The 18,720-nt window shown below is 64.6% G+C and carries 12 protein-coding genes and 1 pseudogene; 9 read left to right on the plus strand and 4 right to left on the minus strand.

Annotated features, from left to right (window positions below; genetic code table 11):
* Positions 1-5 precede the first annotated feature (5 nt).
* Positions 6-695: pseudogene (locus tag AC05QJ_RS29785) on the plus strand (glycosyltransferase); the annotation flags it as partial.
* A gap of 835 nt (positions 696-1,530) precedes the next feature.
* Here the strand turns inward: AC05QJ_RS29785 and aceF are convergent.
* Together aceF and aceE are read right to left on the minus strand one after the other, a co-directional pair.
* Positions 1,531-3,174 carry a dihydrolipoyllysine-residue acetyltransferase gene (aceF, locus tag AC05QJ_RS29790; RefSeq protein ID WP_476744743.1) on the minus strand — a complete coding sequence of 548 codons (1,644 nt, stop codon included), beginning with the start codon at positions 3,172-3,174 and terminating at the stop codon, positions 1,531-1,533.
* A 13-nt stretch (positions 3,175-3,187) separates the two neighbouring features.
* Positions 3,188-5,833 carry a pyruvate dehydrogenase (acetyl-transferring), homodimeric type gene (gene aceE, locus AC05QJ_RS29795; RefSeq protein WP_476744744.1) on the minus strand — a complete coding sequence of 882 codons (2,646 nt, stop codon included), beginning with the start codon at positions 5,831-5,833 and terminating at the stop codon, positions 3,188-3,190.
* A 383-nt stretch (positions 5,834-6,216) separates the two neighbouring features.
* Between aceE and glnE the strand changes: the two genes are divergently transcribed.
* The 8 genes from glnE to AC05QJ_RS29835 all read left to right on the plus strand — a co-directional run bounded on the left by glnE (position 6,217) and on the right by AC05QJ_RS29835 (position 16,252).
* On the plus strand, positions 6,217-9,150 hold the full coding sequence (gene glnE, locus AC05QJ_RS29800) for a bifunctional [glutamate--ammonia ligase]-adenylyl-L-tyrosine phosphorylase/[glutamate--ammonia-ligase] adenylyltransferase (protein WP_476744745.1): 2,934 nt from the start codon (positions 6,217-6,219) through the stop codon (positions 9,148-9,150).
* A gap of 141 nt (positions 9,151-9,291) precedes the next feature.
* Positions 9,292-10,341: a lipopolysaccharide heptosyltransferase II gene (gene waaF, locus AC05QJ_RS29805; protein WP_476744746.1), complete on the plus strand. Its 1,050-nt coding sequence runs from the start codon at positions 9,292-9,294 to the stop codon at positions 10,339-10,341.
* Complete coding sequence (waaC, locus tag AC05QJ_RS29810; RefSeq protein WP_476744747.1) at positions 10,342-11,403, plus strand: lipopolysaccharide heptosyltransferase I; 1,062 nt, start codon at positions 10,342-10,344, stop codon at positions 11,401-11,403. It begins immediately after the preceding gene.
* Entirely contained in the window at positions 11,403-12,527 is a 1,125-nt protein-coding gene (locus tag AC05QJ_RS29815; protein WP_476744748.1) for a glycosyltransferase family 4 protein, read from the plus strand. The genes waaC and AC05QJ_RS29815 overlap by 1 nt, the downstream gene beginning before the upstream one ends.
* Complete coding sequence (rfaP, locus tag AC05QJ_RS29820; RefSeq protein WP_476744749.1) at positions 12,524-13,330, plus strand: lipopolysaccharide core heptose(I) kinase RfaP; 807 nt, start codon at positions 12,524-12,526, stop codon at positions 13,328-13,330. Before AC05QJ_RS29815 ends, rfaP begins: the two co-directional genes overlap by 4 nt.
* Entirely contained in the window at positions 13,330-14,064 is a 735-nt protein-coding gene (locus tag AC05QJ_RS29825; protein WP_476744750.1) for a lipopolysaccharide kinase InaA family protein, read from the plus strand. The genes rfaP and AC05QJ_RS29825 overlap by 1 nt, the downstream gene beginning before the upstream one ends.
* Positions 14,061-14,813, plus strand: coding sequence for a lipopolysaccharide kinase InaA family protein (locus AC05QJ_RS29830; RefSeq protein WP_476744751.1), 753 nt, complete (start codon positions 14,061-14,063; stop codon positions 14,811-14,813). Before AC05QJ_RS29825 ends, AC05QJ_RS29830 begins: the two co-directional genes overlap by 4 nt.
* Complete coding sequence (locus AC05QJ_RS29835; protein WP_476744752.1) at positions 14,813-16,252, plus strand: lipopolysaccharide kinase InaA family protein; 1,440 nt, start codon at positions 14,813-14,815, stop codon at positions 16,250-16,252. Before AC05QJ_RS29830 ends, AC05QJ_RS29835 begins: the two co-directional genes overlap by 1 nt.
* A 147-nt stretch (positions 16,253-16,399) precedes the next feature.
* On the opposite strand, the gene fdhA is transcribed toward AC05QJ_RS29835, so the two are convergent.
* Both fdhA and purU read right to left on the minus strand, forming a co-directional pair.
* A complete protein-coding gene (gene fdhA / locus AC05QJ_RS29840) occupies positions 16,400-17,599 on the minus strand; it encodes a formaldehyde dehydrogenase, glutathione-independent (RefSeq protein WP_476744753.1) in 1,200 nt (399 codons plus the stop codon).
* Positions 17,600-17,857: 258 nt separating this feature from the next.
* Positions 17,858-18,715, minus strand: a complete 858-nt coding sequence (gene purU / locus AC05QJ_RS29845; protein WP_476744754.1) for a formyltetrahydrofolate deformylase — start codon at positions 18,713-18,715, stop codon at positions 17,858-17,860.
* Between the last annotated feature and the right edge of the window lie 5 nt (positions 18,716-18,720).

An 18,720-nucleotide genomic window follows, 5' to 3' on the forward strand; every position in this document is an offset into this window, starting at 1 on the left:
AGGCGGCGCTGGCCAAGGATGCGCCCACCGTCAAGGTGGTCGAGCTGGAGACTTCGCCGTTCTACCAGCACTTCCGGCAGACCCCGTACTTCGCCCAGTACCGCGCAGCGGTCGAGGGCAACGGCGGCGTCGCCCGCAACTACTCCGCGGCCTCCGATGTGCTGCGCTATCCGGTGATCAACTACCACGGCGGCCTGTACCTGGATGTCGACGATACCCTGACCGAAGCCTGGGCCAACGCTGGCCTGCGGGTTGCTCCCGGAGAACTGCTGCTCAACGAGCCCGTCAGCAACAGCGTTCTTGGGCTCGATATCGGTTTCAACACCAGTTGCTTTGGCAGCCATGCCGGAAACCCGCTGCTCGATGCGATTTCCGCCAGAAGCCACGAGCGCTGGCTGGCGGCGCCGGACCTCTTCAGCGAACCGCGTCCGGTGTTCCAGGGGAGCGGTGACCAGCGCTTCGGCGACTACATGAAGCGGATTTCCCATGTGACCGGGCCGGGAATGCTCAACGATGTGCTGGCCGAACATTCGCCGGCGCTGGTGCGGGTCAGGACCGTGTCGAGGCTGCTGGGGTCGTCGGTGCTGATTCCCGAGCCGTTGATTCGGTCGATCAAGCGGCTGGTGAAGATGACCTGCCCGCTGCGGGATGTGGTCAGGATCGGGGCTGATCATTCCTGGAGGACGACGCGCTGAGGGATTTTTTTAGGGGGGGGAGCGGTCGTTTTAGGTGCCTGCTTTGTGTGATTATCCTGAATTTTAGGCGACGTTGACGGCACGTTCCGCCCTTGCGGCGGCTTACTTTTGTCTTGTCAAAAGTAAGCAAAACCGCCCGCTCCCACATCCGGCCCTACGCTTCGCTACGGGTCCCCTCCCTCCGGCACCTTCCGGGGCACGCGCGGCCTACGACTTGCTTCGCCAAGTCTACGACTCGCGCTCTTCGGCTACGCCGAAGGGTGCTGCGCACCTGCCCCTACAGGCGCCTCCACTCGGCCTACTGAAGTCGCAATTGGCGGCGTCTGGACTGACGCGCATGAAGAGCAAAAGCCAGAGCAAAGCTCCGGCTCTTTGGGGCGCCTATCAAAATCAGATCTGAATTTCGAAGATGCGTTCTTGAGAGCGCCGCCCGTAACCTGCGACTTCAGGAGGCCGAGTGGAGGTGTTCGGAGGGGGCGGGTGCGAAGCACCCTTCGGCGTAGCCGAAGAGCGCGAGTCGTAGACTTGGCGAAGCAAGTCGTAGGCCGCGTTGCCCCTGGAGGACACCGGAGCGAGGGGACCCGGAGCGAAGCGTAGGGCCGTATGTGGGAGCCAGCGGCTTTGCTTACTTTGTCCAAGAACAAAGTAAGCCGCCGTAAGGGCGGAACGGGCCGGCAACGTCGCCGAAAATAACGGATATGCTTACAAAAACCAGCACCATCCCCCAGAAAAACCCAAAAAAAAGCCCCGCCAAATGACGGGGTTGAGGTACGAGCGTGGCAGCTCGAAAGGGAGGCCTGTCTTCCCCGGCAGAGGAAGACAGGCTGAACAGCAGTTACAGCAGGATGGTGCGGATGTCGCCCAGCAGGTCGCTCAGACGCTTGGTGAAGCGTGCAGCGGCTGCACCGTTGATCACACGGTGATCGTAGGACAGCGACAGTGGCAGCATCAGCTTCGGCTGGAAGGCCTTGCCGTCCCAGACTGGCTGGATGGTGGCCTTGGAAACACCAAGGATCGCCACTTCCGGCGCGTTGACGATCGGCGTGAAGCCGGTGCCGCCAATGTGGCCGAGGCTGGAGATGGTGAAGCAGGCGCCCTGCATCTCGTCGGCCGACAGCTTCTTGGTCCGGGCTTTTTCAGCCAGGGCCGCCGCTTCGCCAGCCAGTTGCAGCAGGCTCTTCTGGTCGACGTTCTTGATGACCGGGACCAGCAGACCATCCGGGGTGTCCACGGCGAAGCCGATGTGCACGTACTTCTTGCGGATGACGGCCTTGCCGCTTGGTGCCAGCGAACTGTTGAAGTCCGGCAGTTCCTTGAGCAGGTGGGCACAAGCCTTGAGCAGCAGCGGCAGCACGGTCAGCTTGACGCCGGCCTTCTCGGCCACGGCTTTCTGCGCAACGCGGAAGGCTTCCAGCTCGGTGATGTCAGCCGAATCGAACTGAGTCACGTGCGGCACGTTCAGCCAGCTGCGGTGCAGGTTGGCAGCGCCGACCTGCATCAGACGGGTCATGGCGACTTCTTCGACTTCACCGAACTTGCTGAAGTCCACGGCCGGGATCGGCGGGATGCCCGCACCACCGGTTGCGCCGCCAGCGGCTGGCGCTTCCTTGGCCTTCTGCATCATGGCCTTGACGTAGACCTGCACGTCTTCTTTCAGCACGCGGCCGTGCGGGCCGGTCGGCGCGACAGCGCTCAGCTCGACACCGAACTCCCGGGCCAGCTGGCGAACAGCCGGGCCAGCGTGAACCTTCGCACCGCTTGGCGCAGGGGCAGCAGCCGGAGCAGCGGCGACTGGCGCAGCGGCTGGCGCGGCAGCAGCAGGTGCTGGCGCAGCGGCCGGTGCAGCAGCCGGGGCCGGAGCGGCGGCGGGCGCTGGAGCAGCAGCAGGCGCAGCGCCCGCTACTTTCAGTTTCAGGATCAGGTCACCGGTGCCGACTTCGTCGTCCAGTTTCGCGATCACGGCTTCGACCACGCCAGCAGCCGGCGCCGGGATCTCCATGGAGGCCTTGTCGGACTCCAGGGTGATCAGCGACTGGTCGACTTCGACGGTGTCACCCACCTTGACCAGCACTTCGATGATCTTGGCCTTGCCGGACGAACCGATATCCGGAACGTGGATGTCCTGGACGCTGGCAGCCGCCGGCGCAGCGGCCGGAGCTGGGGCAGCTTCGGCGGCAGGTGCGGCAGCCGGAGCAGGTGCAGCGGCCGGCGCAGCAGCAGGTGCCTCGGGGGCCGCGGCAGCGGCACCCTCGACTTCCAGTTCCAGCAGCTCGTCGCCTTCTTTCAGGCGGTCGCCCAGCTTGACCTTCAGCGCCTTGATCACACCGGCCTTCGGCGCGGGAATCTCCATGGAAGCCTTGTCGGACTCCAGGGTCAGCAGGCTCTGGTCGGCCTCGATACGGTCACCGACCTTGACGAACAGCTCGATGATTTCACCTTCACCGCTGCCGATGTCAGGTACGCGAATGAGTTCGCTCACTTAAAAATACTCCTCAGCAGTCCAGTGGGTTGCGCTTGTCCGGGTCGATGCCGAACTTGACGATGGCGTCAGCCACCACTTTCGGTTCGATCTCGCCACGGTCAGCCAGGGCTTCCAGGGCAGCCAGCACAACGAAGTGACGGTCGACTTCGAAGAAGTGACGCAGCTTCTTGCGGCTGTCGCTGCGACCGTAGCCATCGGTACCCAGGACTTTGAACTCTTTGCTCGGAACCCACTGACGGATCTGCTCGGCGAACAGCTTCATGTAGTCGGTAGAGGCGATGACCGGACCTTTACGGCCGCTCAGGCACTGCTCGACGTAAGTCTGCTGTGGCTTCTGGCCAGGCTTCAGGCGGTTGGCGCGCTCGACGGCCAGGCCGTCACGACGCAGTTCGTTGAAGCTGGTGACGGACCAGACGTCGGCACCGATGTTGAACTCTTCACGCAGGATCTTCGCAGCTTCGCGGACTTCACGCAGGATGGTGCCGGAGCCCATCAGCTGTACGTGGTGCGCGGCGTCGCGGGTGTCTTCTTCCAGCAGGTACATGCCCTTGATGATGCCGTCCTCGACACCGGCCGGCATGGCTGGCTGCTGGTAGGACTCGTTCATCACGGTGATGTAGTAGAAGACGTCCTGTTGCTCTTCGGTCATCTTCTTCATGCCGTCCTGGATGATCACCGCCAACTCGTAGCCGTAGGTCGGATCGTAGGTGCGGCAGTTCGGGATGGTGCCAGCCATCATGTGGCTGTGGCCGTCTTCGTGCTGCAGGCCTTCACCGTTGAGGGTGGTACGGCCGGCGGTACCGCCGATCAGGAAGCCGCGGGTACGGCTGTCGCCGGCAGCCCAGGCCAGGTCGCCGATACGCTGGAAGCCGAACATCGAGTAGAAGATGTAGAACGGCAGCATCGGCTGGTTGTGGCAGCTGTACGACGTACCGGCAGCAATGAAGGAGGACATGGCGCCCGCTTCGTTGATACCTTCCTCGAGGATCTGGCCCTTCTTGTCTTCGCGGTAGAACATCACCTGGTCTTTATCGACTGGCTCGTAGAGCTGGCCGACGGACGAGTAGATGCCCAGCTGGCGGAACATGCCTTCCATACCGAAGGTACGGGCTTCGTCCGGGATGATCGGAACGATGCGCTGGCCGATTTCCTTGTCCTTGACCAGTTGCGCGAGAATCCGCACGAAGGCCATGGTGGTGGAGATTTCGCGGTCGCCCGAACCGTCCAGGATCGCCTTCAGGGTTTCCAGTGGCGGAGTCGGGATGCTGAACGACTTGGCGCGACGCTGTGGCACGAAACCGCCCAGTGCGGCGCGACGCTCGGCCAGGTAGCGAGCTTCGGCGCTGCCTTCTTCCGGTTTGAAGAACGGCAGGTTTTCCAGGTCTTCGTCCTTGACCGGGATGTCGAAGCGGTCACGGAAGTGACGCAGGCTGTCGACGTCGACCTTCTTGGTGTTGTGCGCGGTGTTCTTGGCTTCGCCAGCACCGGTGCCGTAGCCCTTGATGGTCTTGGCCAGGATGACGGTAGGCTGGTCCTTGTGGTTGACCGCCTGGTGGTACGCCGCGTAGACCTTGTACGGGTCGTGGCCGCCACGGTTGAGCTTCCAGATCTCGTCGTCGGACAGGTCGGCGACCATGGCCTTGAGCTCTGGGGTGTTGAAGAAGTGCTCACGGACGAACGCGCCGTCCTTGGCCTTGTAGTTCTGGTACTCGCCGTCGATGACTTCGTCCATGCGGCGCTGCAGGATACCGTCGGTGTCCTTGGCCAGCAGTGGATCCCAGAAGCGGCCCCAGACCACTTTGTTGACGTTCCAGCCACCGCCACGGAACACGCCTTCGAGTTCCTGGATGATCTTGCCGTTGCCGCGAACCGGGCCGTCGAGGCGCTGCAGGTTGCAGTTGATGACGAAGATCAGGTTGTCCAGCTTCTCGCGGCCGGCCAGGGCGATCGCGCCCAGGGATTCCGGCTCGTCGCACTCGCCGTCGCCCATGTAGCACCAGACTTTCTGCTTGCCGGCCGGGATGTAGCCGCGAGCTTCCAGGTACTTCATGAAGCGCGCCTGGTAGATCGCCTGGATCGGACCCAGACCCATGGAAACGGTCGGGAACTGCCAGAAATCAGGCATCAGCCATGGGTGCGGGTAGGACGACAGACCGTTGCCATCGACTTCCTGACGGAAGTTGTTCATCTGGTCTTCGGTGATGCGGCCTTCCATGAAGGCGCGGGCGTAGACGCCAGGCGAGGCGTGGCCCTGGAAGAAGATCAGGTCGCCGCCGTGTTCTTCGGTCGGAGCCTGGAAGAAGTAGTTGAAGCCGATGTCATACAGGGTGGCGCTGGAGGCGAAGGAAGAAATGTGGCCGCCCAGATCCGAGTCCTTCAGGTTGGTGCGCATTACCATGGCCAGCGCGTTCCAGCGTACCAGCGAGCGAATGCGGCGTTCCATGAACAGGTCGCCAGGCATGCGTGCTTCGTGGGTAACGGGAATGGTGTTGCGGTATGGCGTGGTGATTGCGTACGGCAGCTGCGAACCACTGCGGGTTGCCAGCTCGCCCATACGGGTCATCAGGTAGTGAGCGCGGTCTTCGCCTTCTTTGTCGAGGACCGACTCCAGGGCGTCCAGCCATTCCTGGGTTTCGACGGGATCGAGGTCTTGCATGGCTTGCTCCAGGGCGGAAAGGCTTCCAGAATCGGTTGCCTGAAGTTTGCGACTGGCCTTTTGGGCAGACGACATGAATTCTTGGATTACCGGAGGTAGTCCCGGCGGCGTGTAGTTTTACTACAAATCGTTCGTCATTACATGCCTTCGACTGAAAAAAGCAGTAGTAAAACTACATTTGACCCACACCTCGCCAGCGTCCGGCTTGTGGGATAAAACGATACCGGCGACGAAAAACCGGTTGAAAAAAGGCGTTGTGCGATGGTTTCTGCCAATAAGAACGCAATAACCGCTATTTACAACTTTTGTATGACAGTCCAACCGGTGGCCTGCGATTTTTTCCCGACCACTGTCCGCTTTTTCCCGCCGATCAAGGATAGACCATGAGCCTGCCTTCGCTGGTCGAACTGCCCGAACCCCTCACATCACTGGCCAGCCGCAATGAACAGTCGCTGCGAAGTGCCGTCGCCGCCGTCGAAGGCTTGAGTCTCGACGGTTGGAGCCCCCAGCGCTGGAGCGAGTTCAACCGGGTGGCTGCGGCCAGTGAATTCGTCCTCGAACAGAGCGTGCGCGACCCGGCCATGCTCCTGACACTGGCCGACAGCGGGGAACTGGACCGCGCCTATGCGCCCGGCGAGCTGTGCGCACAACTGGCCGCCGCCGCCCAGGCGGCGACCACCGAGGATGAACTGGGCCGCAACCTGCGTCGCCAGCGCGCTCGCCATCAGGTGCGGATCATCTGGCGCGACCTGACCCGCAAGGCCGACCTGATCCAGACCTGCCGCGACCTTTCCGACATGGCCGATGCGGCCATCGACCAGGCCTACCAATGGCTCTACCCGCGCCTGTGCCAGCAGTTCGGCACGCCCACCGGCCACCGCAGCGGCCAGCCGCAACAGATGGTGGTGCTGGGCATGGGCAAGCTGGGCGCGGTCGAACTCAACCTTTCATCGGACATCGACCTGATCTTCGCCTACCCCGAAGGCGGCGAGACCGAAGGCGTGAAGCGTTCGCTGGACAACCAGGAGTTCTTCACCCGCCTCGGCCAGCGCCTCATCAAGGCGCTGGACCCGATCACCGTCGACGGCTTCGTGTTCCGCGTCGACATGCGCCTGCGGCCGTACGGCTCGTCCGGCGCCCTGGTGCTGAGCTTCAACGCGCTGGAGCAGTACTACCAGGACCAGGGCCGCGACTGGGAACGCTACGCCATGATCAAGGCGCGGGTCGTGGCCGGCGATCAGGTCGCCGGCAATCAGTTGCAGGAAATGCTCCGACCCTTCGTCTACCGGCGTTACCTCGACTTCTCGGCGATCGAAGCGCTGCGCACCATGAAGCAGCTGATCCAGCAGGAGGTACGGCGCAAGGGCATGTCGGAGAACATCAAGCTGGGCGCCGGCGGTATCCGCGAAGTGGAGTTCATCGCCCAGGCCTTCCAGTTGATCCACGGCGGCCGCGACCTGAGCCTGCAACAGCGCCCGCTGCTCAAGGTGCTGGCGACCCTCGAAGGCCAGGGCTACCTGCCGCCGGCGGTGGTGGCCGAACTGCGCGAGGGCTATCTGTTCCTGCGCTACACCGAGCACGCCATCCAGGCCATCGGCGACCGCCAGACCCAGATGCTGCCCGACGGTGATCTCGACCGTGCGCGCATTGCCTTCATGCTCGGCTTCCCCGACTGGGAGGCGTTCCATGCCCAATTGATGCATTGGCGCGGACGGATCGACTGGCATTTCCGCCAGGTGATCTCCGACCCGGACGATGAAGACGGCGAAGGCGAAGTGGTGGTTGGCGGCGAATGGCTACCGCTCTGGGAAGAAGCCCAGGATGAAGAAGCCGCCTGCCGCCAACTGCAGGATGCCGGCTTCCGCGATGCCGCCCGCGCCCTGCAACTACTCGCCGGCCTGCGCGCCAGCCCGCAACTGCGCTCCATGCAGCGCCTGGGCCGCGAGCGTCTCGACTCCTTTATTCCGCGTCTGCTGGCTCAGGCCGTGGAACACGATGACCCGGACCTGGTGCTGGAACGGGTGCTGCCGCTGGTCGAAGCGGTGGCCCGTCGGTCCGCCTACCTGGTGCTGCTCACCGAAAACCCCGGCGCCCTGCGTCGCCTGCTGACCCTCTGCGCCGCCAGCCCGTGGATCGCCGAACAGATCGCCCGCTACCCGCTGCTGCTGGACGAACTGCTCAACGAAGGCCGGCTGTTCAGCCCGCCCCAGGCACCGGAACTGGCCGCCGAACTGCGCGAGCGCCTGACCCGCATCCCCGAGGACGACCTGGAACAGCAGATGGAAGCGCTGCGCCACTTCAAGCTGGCCCACAGCCTGCGGGTCGCCGCTTCGGAAATCGCCGGCAGCCTGCCGCTGATGAAAGTCAGCGACTACCTGACCTGGCTGGCCGAAGCCATTCTCAACCAGGTGCTGGCCCTGGCCTGGCGCCAGACCGTGGCGCGCCATGGCCGCCCACACCGCAGCGACGGCAGCCCTTGCGATCCGGGCTTCATCATTGTCGGCTACGGCAAGGTCGGCGGCCTGGAACTGGGCCACGGTTCGGACCTGGACCTGGTGTTCATCCACGACGGCGACCCCCAGGCCGAAACCGACGGTGCCAAGCCCATCGACAGCGCGCAGTTCTTCACCCGCCTGGGCCAGCGCATCATTCACCTGCTGACCACCCAGACCAACTCCGGCCAGCTCTACGACGTCGATATGCGCCTGCGGCCCTCCGGCGCTTCGGGGCTGCTGGTCAGCTCGGTGGGGGCTTTCGAGCGCTACCAGCAGAACGAAGCCTGGACCTGGGAACACCAGGCCCTGGTCCGCGCCCGCGTGCTGGTGGGCTGCCCGCAGGTGGGCGCGGCGTTCGAGGACGTGCGCGCCCGCGTGCTCGGCAAGCCGCGTGACCTGGCCGGCCTGCGCACCGAAGTGAGCGAGATGCGCGCCAAGATGCGCGACAACCTGGGCACCAAATCCACGGCTGCCGGCACCGCGGCCAATGCCTATGACACCGGCGTTCCCTTCGATATCAAGCAGGATGCCGGTGGTATCGTCGATATTGAATTTATGGTGCAATACGCCGCGCTCGCCTGGTCCCACAGCCATCCGGCCCTGCTGCGCTACACCGACAACATCCGCATTCTCGAAGGCCTCGAGGAAGCCGGGCTGATGCCCGCCAGCGATGCGGTGCTGCTGCGCGAGGTGTACAAGGCGTTCCGTTCCGCCGCCCACCGCCAGGCCTTGCAGAAACAGGCCGGGGTGATCGACGCGGGACAGTTCGTCAGCGAACGCCAGCAAGTACGGCGTATCTGGGGTGAACTGGGGCTGAGCTGAGGCGTGATCTGATTCGGGCGGCAGGACGCACGCCTGGAACCAGTGGCATACACTGATGGACCTAGCCTGACTATATAAAAGAAGGGAGGCCAGGCTGTTGCAAGACAGGCTGTAGCCTCCCTGATCGTTTCCGGATACCGCATGAGAATTTTGATAATCGGGCCCAGTTGGGTGGGCGACATGGTGATGGCGCAGACGCTGTTCCAGGTCCTGAAGCAGCGTCACGCCGATTGCGTGATCGACGTGCTGGCCCCCGAGTGGAGCCGGCCGATCCTCGAGCGCATGCCCGAAGTCCGCCAGGCCTTGAGCTTCCCGCTCGGCCACGGCGTCCTCGACCTGGCCACCCGCCGGCGCATCGGCAAGTCCCTGGCCGGCCAGTACGACCAGGCGATCCTGCTGCCAAACTCGCTGAAATCGGCGCTGGTGCCGTTCTTTGCCGGCATTCCCAAGCGCACCGGCTGGCGTGGCGAATTCCGCTACGGCCTGCTCAACGACGTACGTCGTCTCGACAAGGCCCGCTATCCGCTGATGATCGAGCGCTTCATGGCCCTCGCCGTCCCCGATGGCAGCGACCTGCCGCAACCTTACCCGCGCCCGTCCCTGCAGATCGAGGCCGCCAGCCGCGATGCCGCCCTGGCCAAGTTCGGCCTGGAGCTGGACCGCCCGGTGCTCGCCCTGTGTCCAGGCGCCGAGTTTGGCGAGGCGAAGAAATGGCCCTCGGACCACTACGCCAAAATCGCCGAGCTGAAGATCCGCGAAGGCTGGCAGGTCTGGCTGTTCGGTTCAAAGAACGACCATCCGGTGGGCGAGCAGATCCGCGACCGGCTGATTCCCGGCTTGCGTGAAGAGTCCTACAACCTGGCGGGCGAAACCTCGCTGGCCGAGGCCATCGACCTGCTGTCCTGCGCCGACGCCGTGGTGTCCAACGACTCTGGCCTGATGCACGTCGCCGCCGCGCTGAACCGCCCGCTGGTGGCGGTCTACGGTTCCACGTCGCCGGGCTTCACCCCGCCCCTGGCCGACCAGGTGGAAGTGGTGCGCCTGGGCCTGGAATGCAGCCCCTGCTTCGACCGCACCTGCCGCTATGGCCACTACAACTGCCTGCGCCAACTGGAACCCGATGCGGTTGCCGCGGCGCTGCAGCGGCTCAACGGTCCGTCGCTGGTCGACATCAGCCCAGAGGTCGATTAAGTGCGGGTCCTGCTGATCAAGACATCTTCCCTGGGCGACGTGATCCACGCCCTGCCGGCCCTCACCGACGCCGCCCACGCCATCCCAGGCATCAAATTCGATTGGGTGGTGGAAGAAGGCTTCGCCGAGATTCCCACCTGGCACCCAGCGGTGGACCAGGTGATCCCGGTGGCGATCCGCCGCTGGCGCAAGAACCTCTGGCAGACCTTCAAGAGCGGCGAATGGCGCCAGTTCAAGAAGCGTGTGCGCGAGCGCAAGTACGACCTGGTGATCGACGCCCAGGGGCTGGTCAAGAGCGCCTGGCTGACCCGCTACGTGAAGAAGACCCCGGTGGCCGGCCTGGACCGTTATTCGGCTCGCGAAGGCTTCTCCAGCCGCTTCTACGACCGCCGCCTGTCGGTCGCCACCGGCCAGCATGCGGTGGAGCGGGTACGTCAGCTGTTCGCCCTGGCCCTGGGCTACGACCTGCCCGACGGCATCGGTAATTACGGCCTGGACCGCAGCCGCCTGGAGGAAGTGGGCGTCGCGCCCTACGTGGTACTGCTGCATGGCACCACCTGGGACACCAAGCACTGGCCCGAACTCTACTGGCGGCAACTGACCGAGCGCCTGGGCCGCGCCGGCATGCACGTATGCCTGCCCTGGGGCAACCCGGCGGAGAAGGCCCGGGCCGAGCGCATCGCTCAAGGCTTGAAGAATGCCCGGGTGCTCCCCAAATTGAACCTTGCCGGCGTTGGCCGGGTACTGGCCTCGGCCAAGGCCTGCGTGGCCGTCGATACCGGCCTCGGTCACCTCGCGGCGGCACTGGATGTGCCGACCCTTTCGCTCTTCGGCCCGACCAACCCGGGCCTGACCGGGGCCTACGGGAAATCCCAGGTCCATGTCGCCAGCGACTTCCCGTGCGCGCCCTGCCTGCGCAAGAAGTGCACCTACAAGCCGAGCGCCGAGGAACTGCGCCGGTTCGATCTCAAACGTGAGTGGCCGCTGTGCTTCACTCGCCTGAATCCCGAACGTGTAGCCCGCCAGTTGGGCGAGCTGCTGCGGGCCGAGGATGTTCGTTGATGCAACTGGCTTTTGTGCTCTACAAGTATTTTCCCTTCGGTGGCCTGCAGCGTGACTTCATGCGCATCGCCCTGGAGTGCCAGCGCCGTGGGCACCAGATCCGCGTCTACACCCTGATCTGGGAAGGCGACGTGCCGCCCGGATTCGAAGTGCTGGTGGCGCCGGTCAAGGCGCTGTTCAACCATCGCCGCAACGAGAAACTCAGCGCCTGGATGGAAGCAGACCTGGCCAAGCGCCCGGTGGACCGCCTGATCGGCTTCAACAAGATGCCCGGCCTGGACGTCTACTACGCCGCCGACGGCTGTTTCGAAGACAAGGCGCAGACCCTGCGCGGCAGTCTGTACAAGCGCTGGGGGCGCTACCGTCATTTCGCCGAGTACGAGCGGGCAGTGTTCGACAAGAACGCCCGCACCGAGATCCTGATGATCTCCGAAGTCCAGCAGCCGCTGTTCATCAAGCACTACGGCACGCCGGTCGAACGCTTCCACCTGCTGCCGCCAGGCATTTCCCAGGACCGCCGGGCGCCGGCCAACGCCAGCGAAATCCGCGCCGAGTTCCGCCGCGAGTTCAATCTGAAGGACGACGACCTGCTGCTGGTGCAGATCGGCTCGGGCTTCAAGACCAAGGGCGTGGACCGCAGCCTCAAGGCCCTCGCCGCCCTGCCCTCGGCCTTGCGCAAGCGCACCCGGCTGATGGTCATCGGCCAGGACGATCCCAAGGTGTTCCAGTTGCAGAGCACCACCCTGGGCCTGAACGACCAGGTGCAGTTCCTCAAGGGCCGCAGCGATATCCCGCGCTTCCTGCTCGGTGCCGACCTGCTGATCCACCCCGCCTACAACGAAAACACCGGGACCGTGCTGCTCGAAGCCCTGGTGGCCGGGCTGCCGGTGCTGGTCTCGGCGGTGTGCGGCTACGCCCACTACATTGCCGAGGCCGACAGCGGCCGGGTACTGGACGAGCCGTTCGAGCAGGAGCAGCTCAACAGCACCCTGCAACGCATGCTCGAAGACGACGCCGCTCGTGCCGACTGGGCCCGCAACGGCCTGGCCTTCGCCGACACCGCCGATCTGTACAGCATGCCCGAGCACGCTGCCGACGTGATCCTGGCCCAGGAGCGCGCATGAAGCTGATACTGGCTGAACCCTTCAAGCGCCTGTGGGCCGGACGCGACGCCTTCGACGCCGTCGAGGCGCTGCAAGGCGAGGTGTACCGCGAGCTGGAAGGCCGCCGCACCCTGCGCACCGAAGTCGAGGGCCGCGGTTACTTCGTCAAGATTCACCGTGGCATCGGCTGGGGCGAGATCGTCAAGAACCTGCTCACCGCCAAGCTGCCGGTGCTCGGTGCCGGCCAGGAATGGAAAGCCATCCAGCGCCTGCACGAGGTCGGCGTGCCGACCATGACCGCCGTGGCCTACGGCGAGCGCGGCAGCAACCCGGCGCAACAGCACTCCTTCATCGTCACCGAGGAACTGGCGCCCACCGTCAGCCTGGAAGACTTCAGCCTCGACTGGGTCAAACAGCCGCCCGAGCCGCGCCTCAAGCGCGCGCTGATCGCCGAAGTGGCGAAGATGACCGGCGGCATGCACCGCGCCGGGGTCAACCACCGCGACTGCTATATCTGCCACTTCCTGCTGCACACCGACCGCCCGGTGACGGCAGATGATTTCCGCCTGTCGGTGATCGACCTGCACCGCGCCCAGACCCGCGAGAAGATCAGCCGCCGCTGGCGCGACAAGGACCTTGCCGCGCTGTATTTCTCGGCGCTGGACATCGGCCTGACGCGGCGCGACAAGCTGCGCTTCCTGCGCGGTTACTTCCAGCAGCCACTGCGGCAGGTCCTCGCCGAACACGCGGGCCTGCTGGCCTGGCTGGACGGCAAGGCCCGGAAGCTCTACGAGCGCAAGCAACGGTACGGGGACGCGCTCTGATGGCAGGCTGGACACTGGAGCCGAAATACGCGGCCCTGGCCGACGAGTTCGGCAGTATCGACGCGGTGTTTGCCCTGCAGGGCGAGCGCCTGACCCGCGACCCGCTCAGCGAAGTGATTCGCGTGCAGCGCGACGGGGTCAACTACTACGTCAAGCGCTACACCGGCGCCGGCAAACACCTGCGCCGCTACCTCGGGCGCCCGCGGATCAAGGCCGAATGGCAGAACCTCAAGCAGTTCGCCAAGTGGGACATTCCCACCGCCGAAGTGGTGGCCTGCGGCCTGGAACGCAACGGCCTGAGCTTTGGCCGCGGGGCGATGATCACCCGCGAGTTGCCGAAGACCGAAGACCTGAACGCCCTTGCCGAGCGCAATGACCCGCGCCTCAAGGACCCTCGCTGGATCGATCACCTCAGCCGCCAGCTGGCCCGGCACACCCGGGTCATGCATGACCACCATTTCACCCACAACGACCTGAAATGGCGCAATCTGCTGGTCGATGACCAGGGCACGCTGTTCTTCATCGACTGCCCCACCGGCGATTTCTGGTGGGGCTTCATGCTGCGCTACCGCATCACCAAGGACCTGGCGTGCCTGGACAAAGTGGCCAAGTATCACCTGTCGGCCACCCAGCGCCTGCGTTTCTACCTGCGCTATCGCAACCGCAACCGGTTGAATGCCTCGGACAAGAAGCGCATCCGCCACATCGTGAAGTTTTTCGAGGGACGCGAATGAGTGATTTCCTGGCCAGTGCCGACCTGGCGCTGCTCGAGCGCCACGGCCTGAACGGTTTCGACCAGCTGTGGGCGGTGCAGCTCGACGCGGTGGACGAACCCAACACCGGGCGCGGCGGCTGGAGCAGCGTGTTCCGCCTGGAGCTGGAGGGCAAGGGCTACTACCTCAAGCGTCAGGCCAACTACCTGACCCACACCCTGCACAGCCCTTTCGGCGAGCCGACCTTCGCCCGTGAATTCCGCAATATCAGCCGCTACCAGAAACTGCACATCCCTGCGCTACAGGCCGTGTACTACGGCGAGCGCAAGGTAGACGGCCAGCGCCGGGCCATCCTCATGACCCGCGCCCTCGACGACTGGAACGACCTCGACAGCCTGCTGGCCCAATGGCCGCAACTGGACCTGCCGCAACGCCAGGGCATCCTTCGCGCATGCGGCGAGCTGGCCCGCACCCTGCACGCCGCCGGCCAGGTGCATGGCTGCTTCTATCCCAAGCACATCTTCCTGCGCGAGCGCGGCGGCCGTTGGCAGGCGCAACTGATCGACCTGGAAAAGACCCGGCCCCTGCTGTTCGGTCAGCGTGACCGGCTCAAGGACCTGGAGCCCCTGCTGCGCCGTTCCGGTGCCTGGAGCGACGCCGACGTTCGCCTGCTGCTCGCCGCGTATCTGGATCAACCCGCCGATAGCGCCCTGGTGCAAACCTGGCTGCAGCGCCTGGTGCGCCGCCGCCGTCACAAAGAGACCCGCTGATGCGTTTGTCCGAACTCAAGGAAGCCGGGCGCGCCCCGCAACTGCCGCTGAGCGTCACCCTGGCCGACGCCGCGGGTAGCGCCGAACTGCAACTGCTGAGCCTGCTGCGGGTATTGCCCGGTCAGCGTTATGTCGGGGCCGGCGTGTGGCGCGGCAGGCCGGTGCTGGCCAAGCTGCTGGTCGGTGGCAACGCCGCCCGGCACTTCCAGCGTGAACTGTCCGGCGTGCGCCTGCTGGCGGACAACGGCGTCACCACGCCCCTGCTGCTGGCCGACGGTCTGAAGGAAGGCGAAGGTGGCTGGCTGCTGTTCGAATTCCTCGAAGGCTCCACCAGCCTCGGCGACGTCTGGGCCGGCGTGCAAGCCGAGGCGCCGTTGAGCGATGCGCAGAGCCTGGTGCTCGGTGAAGCCCTCGAAGCCGTGGCCGGGATGCACGCCAAAGGCCTGTGGCAGGACGATCTGCACCTGGACAACCTGCTGCGCCACGACGGCCAGCTGTTCGTGATCGACGGTGGCGGTATCAAGGCCGAAACGCCAGGCCAGCCGTTGTCGCGCCAGCAGGTGCTGCAGAACCTCGGCGTGCTGTTCGCCCAGTTGCCCAAGCGCCTGGAGCCCTTCATCGAAGAACTGCTGGTGCATTACCTGCTGGCCAACAGCGAGCACGCCCTGCCGCTGGAAGCCTTGCAGAAACAGATCGACAAGGTCCGTCATTGGCGACTGAAGGACTACCTGGAAAAAGCCGGCCGCGACTGCACATTGTTTGCCGTCGAGCGCGGCGCTTCCGGATTGCGCGCCATCGTCCGCGACGAACTGACGGCCATGCTGCCGGTGCTCGACAGCGCCGACACGCTGATCGACGGCGGCCACCTGTACAAGACCGGCGGTGCTGCCAGCGTGGCGCGGGTCGAGGTACAGGGCCGGCCGCTGGTGATCAAGCGCTACAACATCAAGGACACCGCCCACTGGTTCAAGCGCTTCTGGCGCCCGAGCCGGGCCTGGCATTCGTGGATCGAAGGGCATCGCCTTGAATTTCTCGGCTTCGCCACGCCCAGGCCGCTGGCGGTGCTGGAAACGCGCTGGCTGGGGCTGCGGGGCAAGGCGTACCTGGTGACCGAGTTGCTGGACGGCCCGGACCTGATGGCCGCGTTCGCGCCCTATGTGGACAGCGGCGAGGTGCCGGCGGAGCAACTGGAAGCGCTGCAACGGCTGTTGGCGCAACTGATCCGTGAACGCATCAGCCATGGCGACCTCAAGGCCTACAATCTGTTCTGGAAGGACGGAGACTGGGCGCTGATCGACCTGGATGCCATGACCCAGCACGCGACCCAACTGAGTTTCGCCCCGGCGTTCGCCAAGGACCGGGCGCGGTTGCTGCGCAACTGGCCGGTGGAGAGTGCCCTGTACAAGCGGCTGGATGAGGCGTTGCCCAAAATCGAATAGGACTTGCGGCCCTCATCGCTGGCAACGCCAGCTCCCACGGTTTCATTGAACAATCAGGACCCTGTGGGAGCCGGCGTTGCCGGCGATAAGGCCATCACCGCATGCAAATGAACAAGGGGCCGTAATCGGCCCCTTGTTCATTTGCGCTTATGCCGCGCTAAAGGTCTTGTGCGGATCGATCACGAATTTCTTCGGCACACCGGCATCGAACTCGCCATAGCCTTCTGGCGCCTGGTCGAGGCTGATGACCTGCACGCCCACCACTTCGGCGATGTTGATGCGGTCCCACATGATCGCCTGCATCAGCGCACGGTTGTACTTCATCACCGGGGTCTGGCCGGTGTGGAAGCTGTGGGACTTGGCCCAGCCCAGGCCAAAGCGGATGCTCAGGCTGCCGATCTTCGCCGCCGCGTCCACCGCACCCGGGTCTTCGGTCACGTACAGGCCCGGAATACCGATCTTGCCCGCCACGCGGGTGACCTGCATCAGCGAGTTGAGCACGGTGGCCGGCGCCTCGTGCTGGGCTCCGGAATGGCCATGACCACGGGCTTCGAAGCCCACCGCATCCACCGCGCAGTCCACTTCCGGCTCGCCGAGGATGTCGATGATCTGCTCGTGCAGCGGGGTGTCCTTGGACAGGTCCACCACTTCGAAGCCCTGGGCCTTGGCGTGCACCAGGCGCACCGGGTTCACGTCACCGACGATCACCACCGCCGCCCCCAGCAGGCGGGCCGAGGCAGCGGCCGCCAGACCGACAGGGCCGGCACCGGCCACATACACCGTGCTGCCCGGGCCAACGCCCGCCGTCACCGCGCCGTGGTAGCCGGTCGGCAGAATGTCGGACAGGCAGGTCAGGTCACGGATCTTCTCCATGGCCTTGTCGCGGTCCGGCAGTTTCAGCAGGTTGAAGTCGGCATAAGGCACCAGCACGTATTCGGCCTGGCCACCGGTCCAGTCGCCCATGTCGACGTAGCCGTAGGCGCCACCGGCGCGGGCCGGGTTGACGGTCAGGCAGACGCCGGTGTGTTGCTCCTTGCACGACCGGCAGCGGCCGCAGGCAACGTTGAACGGCACCGAGACCAGGTCGCCGATCTTCAGGTTCTCGACGTCGCTGCCCTTCTCGACCACTTCGCCAGTGATTTCATGACCCAGGACCAGGCCGACCTGAGCCGTGGTGCGGCCACGGACCATGTGCTGGTCGGAGCCGCAGATGTTGGTGGAAACCACCTTGAGGATGACGCCGTGCTCGATCTTGCGACCGCGCGGGTCTTGCATTTTCGGGTAGTCGATCTTCTGCACCTCGACCTTTCCGGCGCCGAGATACACCACTCCACGATTGCCAGACATGCTCTTACCTCGCTTGATTTGTAGTTATGCAGCGTTGGTTGAAGCGCCACCGTCCATGGGCGGCATGTGTTACTGGAATGGGGGAATTGTGGGCCGGGTTGGCGGAAATGCAGTGACTGATTGCGACAGTGGGTTATCTGTGGGCGGCAGGTTTTTTGTCGTTTTCTGAAATGCAAATCGCCGGCAACGCCGGCTCCCACAGGGTTCGGCGGCGTTCGCAAAACCTGTGGGAGCCGGCATTGCCGGCGATGAGGCCCTTCAGAGCACTACAGTACGATTCGCGTTCAGGAACACCCGACGCTCAATGTGATACCCAACAGCCCGCGCCAACGTCAGGCACTCGATATCCCGCCCCTTGGCAATCAGGTCCTCGGGGTAGTGGCTATGGTCCACCACTTCCACGCCCTGGGCGATGATCGGGCCTTCGTCGAGGTCGTTGTTGATGTAGTGCGCGGTGGCACCGACCATCTTCACGCCCTTGTTGTAGGCCTGGTGATACGGCTTGGCGCCCTTGAAGCCGGGCAGCAGCGAGTGGTGAATATTGATCGCCCAGCCATCCAGGCGCCGGCACAGCTCGGGCGACAGCACCTGCATGTAGCGGGCGAGAATCACCAGTTCCGCGCCGGATTCCTCGATCACCTGCAGCACCTTGCGCTCCTGCGCCGGTTTGTCGTGGGGATCGAGGGGGAAATGGTGATACGGAATATGGTGCCACTCGGCCAGCGGTTCCAGGTCCGGGTGGTTGGAGATCACCGCCACCACGTCCATTCCCAGTTGGCCGATGCGCTGGCGATAGAGCAGGTCGTTGAGGCAGTGATCGGCCTTGGAGACCATGATCACCACCTTCGGCCGGTGGTTCGGCGCGGTCAGCTCGAAAAGCATGCCGAACGCCTCGCCGCGCTCGGCCAGGCCGGCACGGAAGGCGTTCTCGTCGAAGTCTTCCGGCTGGCGGAACTCGACGCGAATGAAGAAGCGCCCGGACAGCCGGTCATCGAACGAATGGTGCTCGGTGACGTAGCACTGCTGCTCGTAGAGAAAGCGAGTGACCGCATCGACGGTCCCGAGCACGCTCGGGCAGTCGGCGGTGAGAATCCAGGTGTCCGGGGCTCGGCTCATGTCGC

It is taken from the genome of Pseudomonas sp. TUM25319, from assembly GCF_056388475.1.

Coding starts and splice junctions, on each gene's coding strand:
- rfaP (WP_476744749.1), top strand. CDS start 12,524: ATGAAGCTGATACTGGCTGAACCCTTCAAGCGCCTGTGGGCCGGACGC.
- aceE (WP_476744744.1), bottom strand. CDS start 5,833: ATGCAAGACCTCGATCCCGTCGAAACCCAGGAATGGCTGGACGCCCTG.
- AC05QJ_RS29815 (WP_476744748.1), top strand. CDS start 11,403: ATGCAACTGGCTTTTGTGCTCTACAAGTATTTTCCCTTCGGTGGCCTG.
- AC05QJ_RS29830 (WP_476744751.1), top strand. CDS start 14,061: ATGAGTGATTTCCTGGCCAGTGCCGACCTGGCGCTGCTCGAGCGCCAC.
- glnE (WP_476744745.1), top strand. CDS start 6,217: ATGAGCCTGCCTTCGCTGGTCGAACTGCCCGAACCCCTCACATCACTG.
- AC05QJ_RS29825 (WP_476744750.1), top strand. CDS start 13,330: ATGGCAGGCTGGACACTGGAGCCGAAATACGCGGCCCTGGCCGACGAG.
- fdhA (WP_476744753.1), bottom strand. CDS start 17,599: ATGTCTGGCAATCGTGGAGTGGTGTATCTCGGCGCCGGAAAGGTCGAG.
- waaF (WP_476744746.1), top strand. CDS start 9,292: ATGAGAATTTTGATAATCGGGCCCAGTTGGGTGGGCGACATGGTGATG.
- AC05QJ_RS29835 (WP_476744752.1), top strand. CDS start 14,813: ATGCGTTTGTCCGAACTCAAGGAAGCCGGGCGCGCCCCGCAACTGCCG.
- purU (WP_476744754.1), bottom strand. CDS start 18,715: ATGAGCCGAGCCCCGGACACCTGGATTCTCACCGCCGACTGCCCGAGC.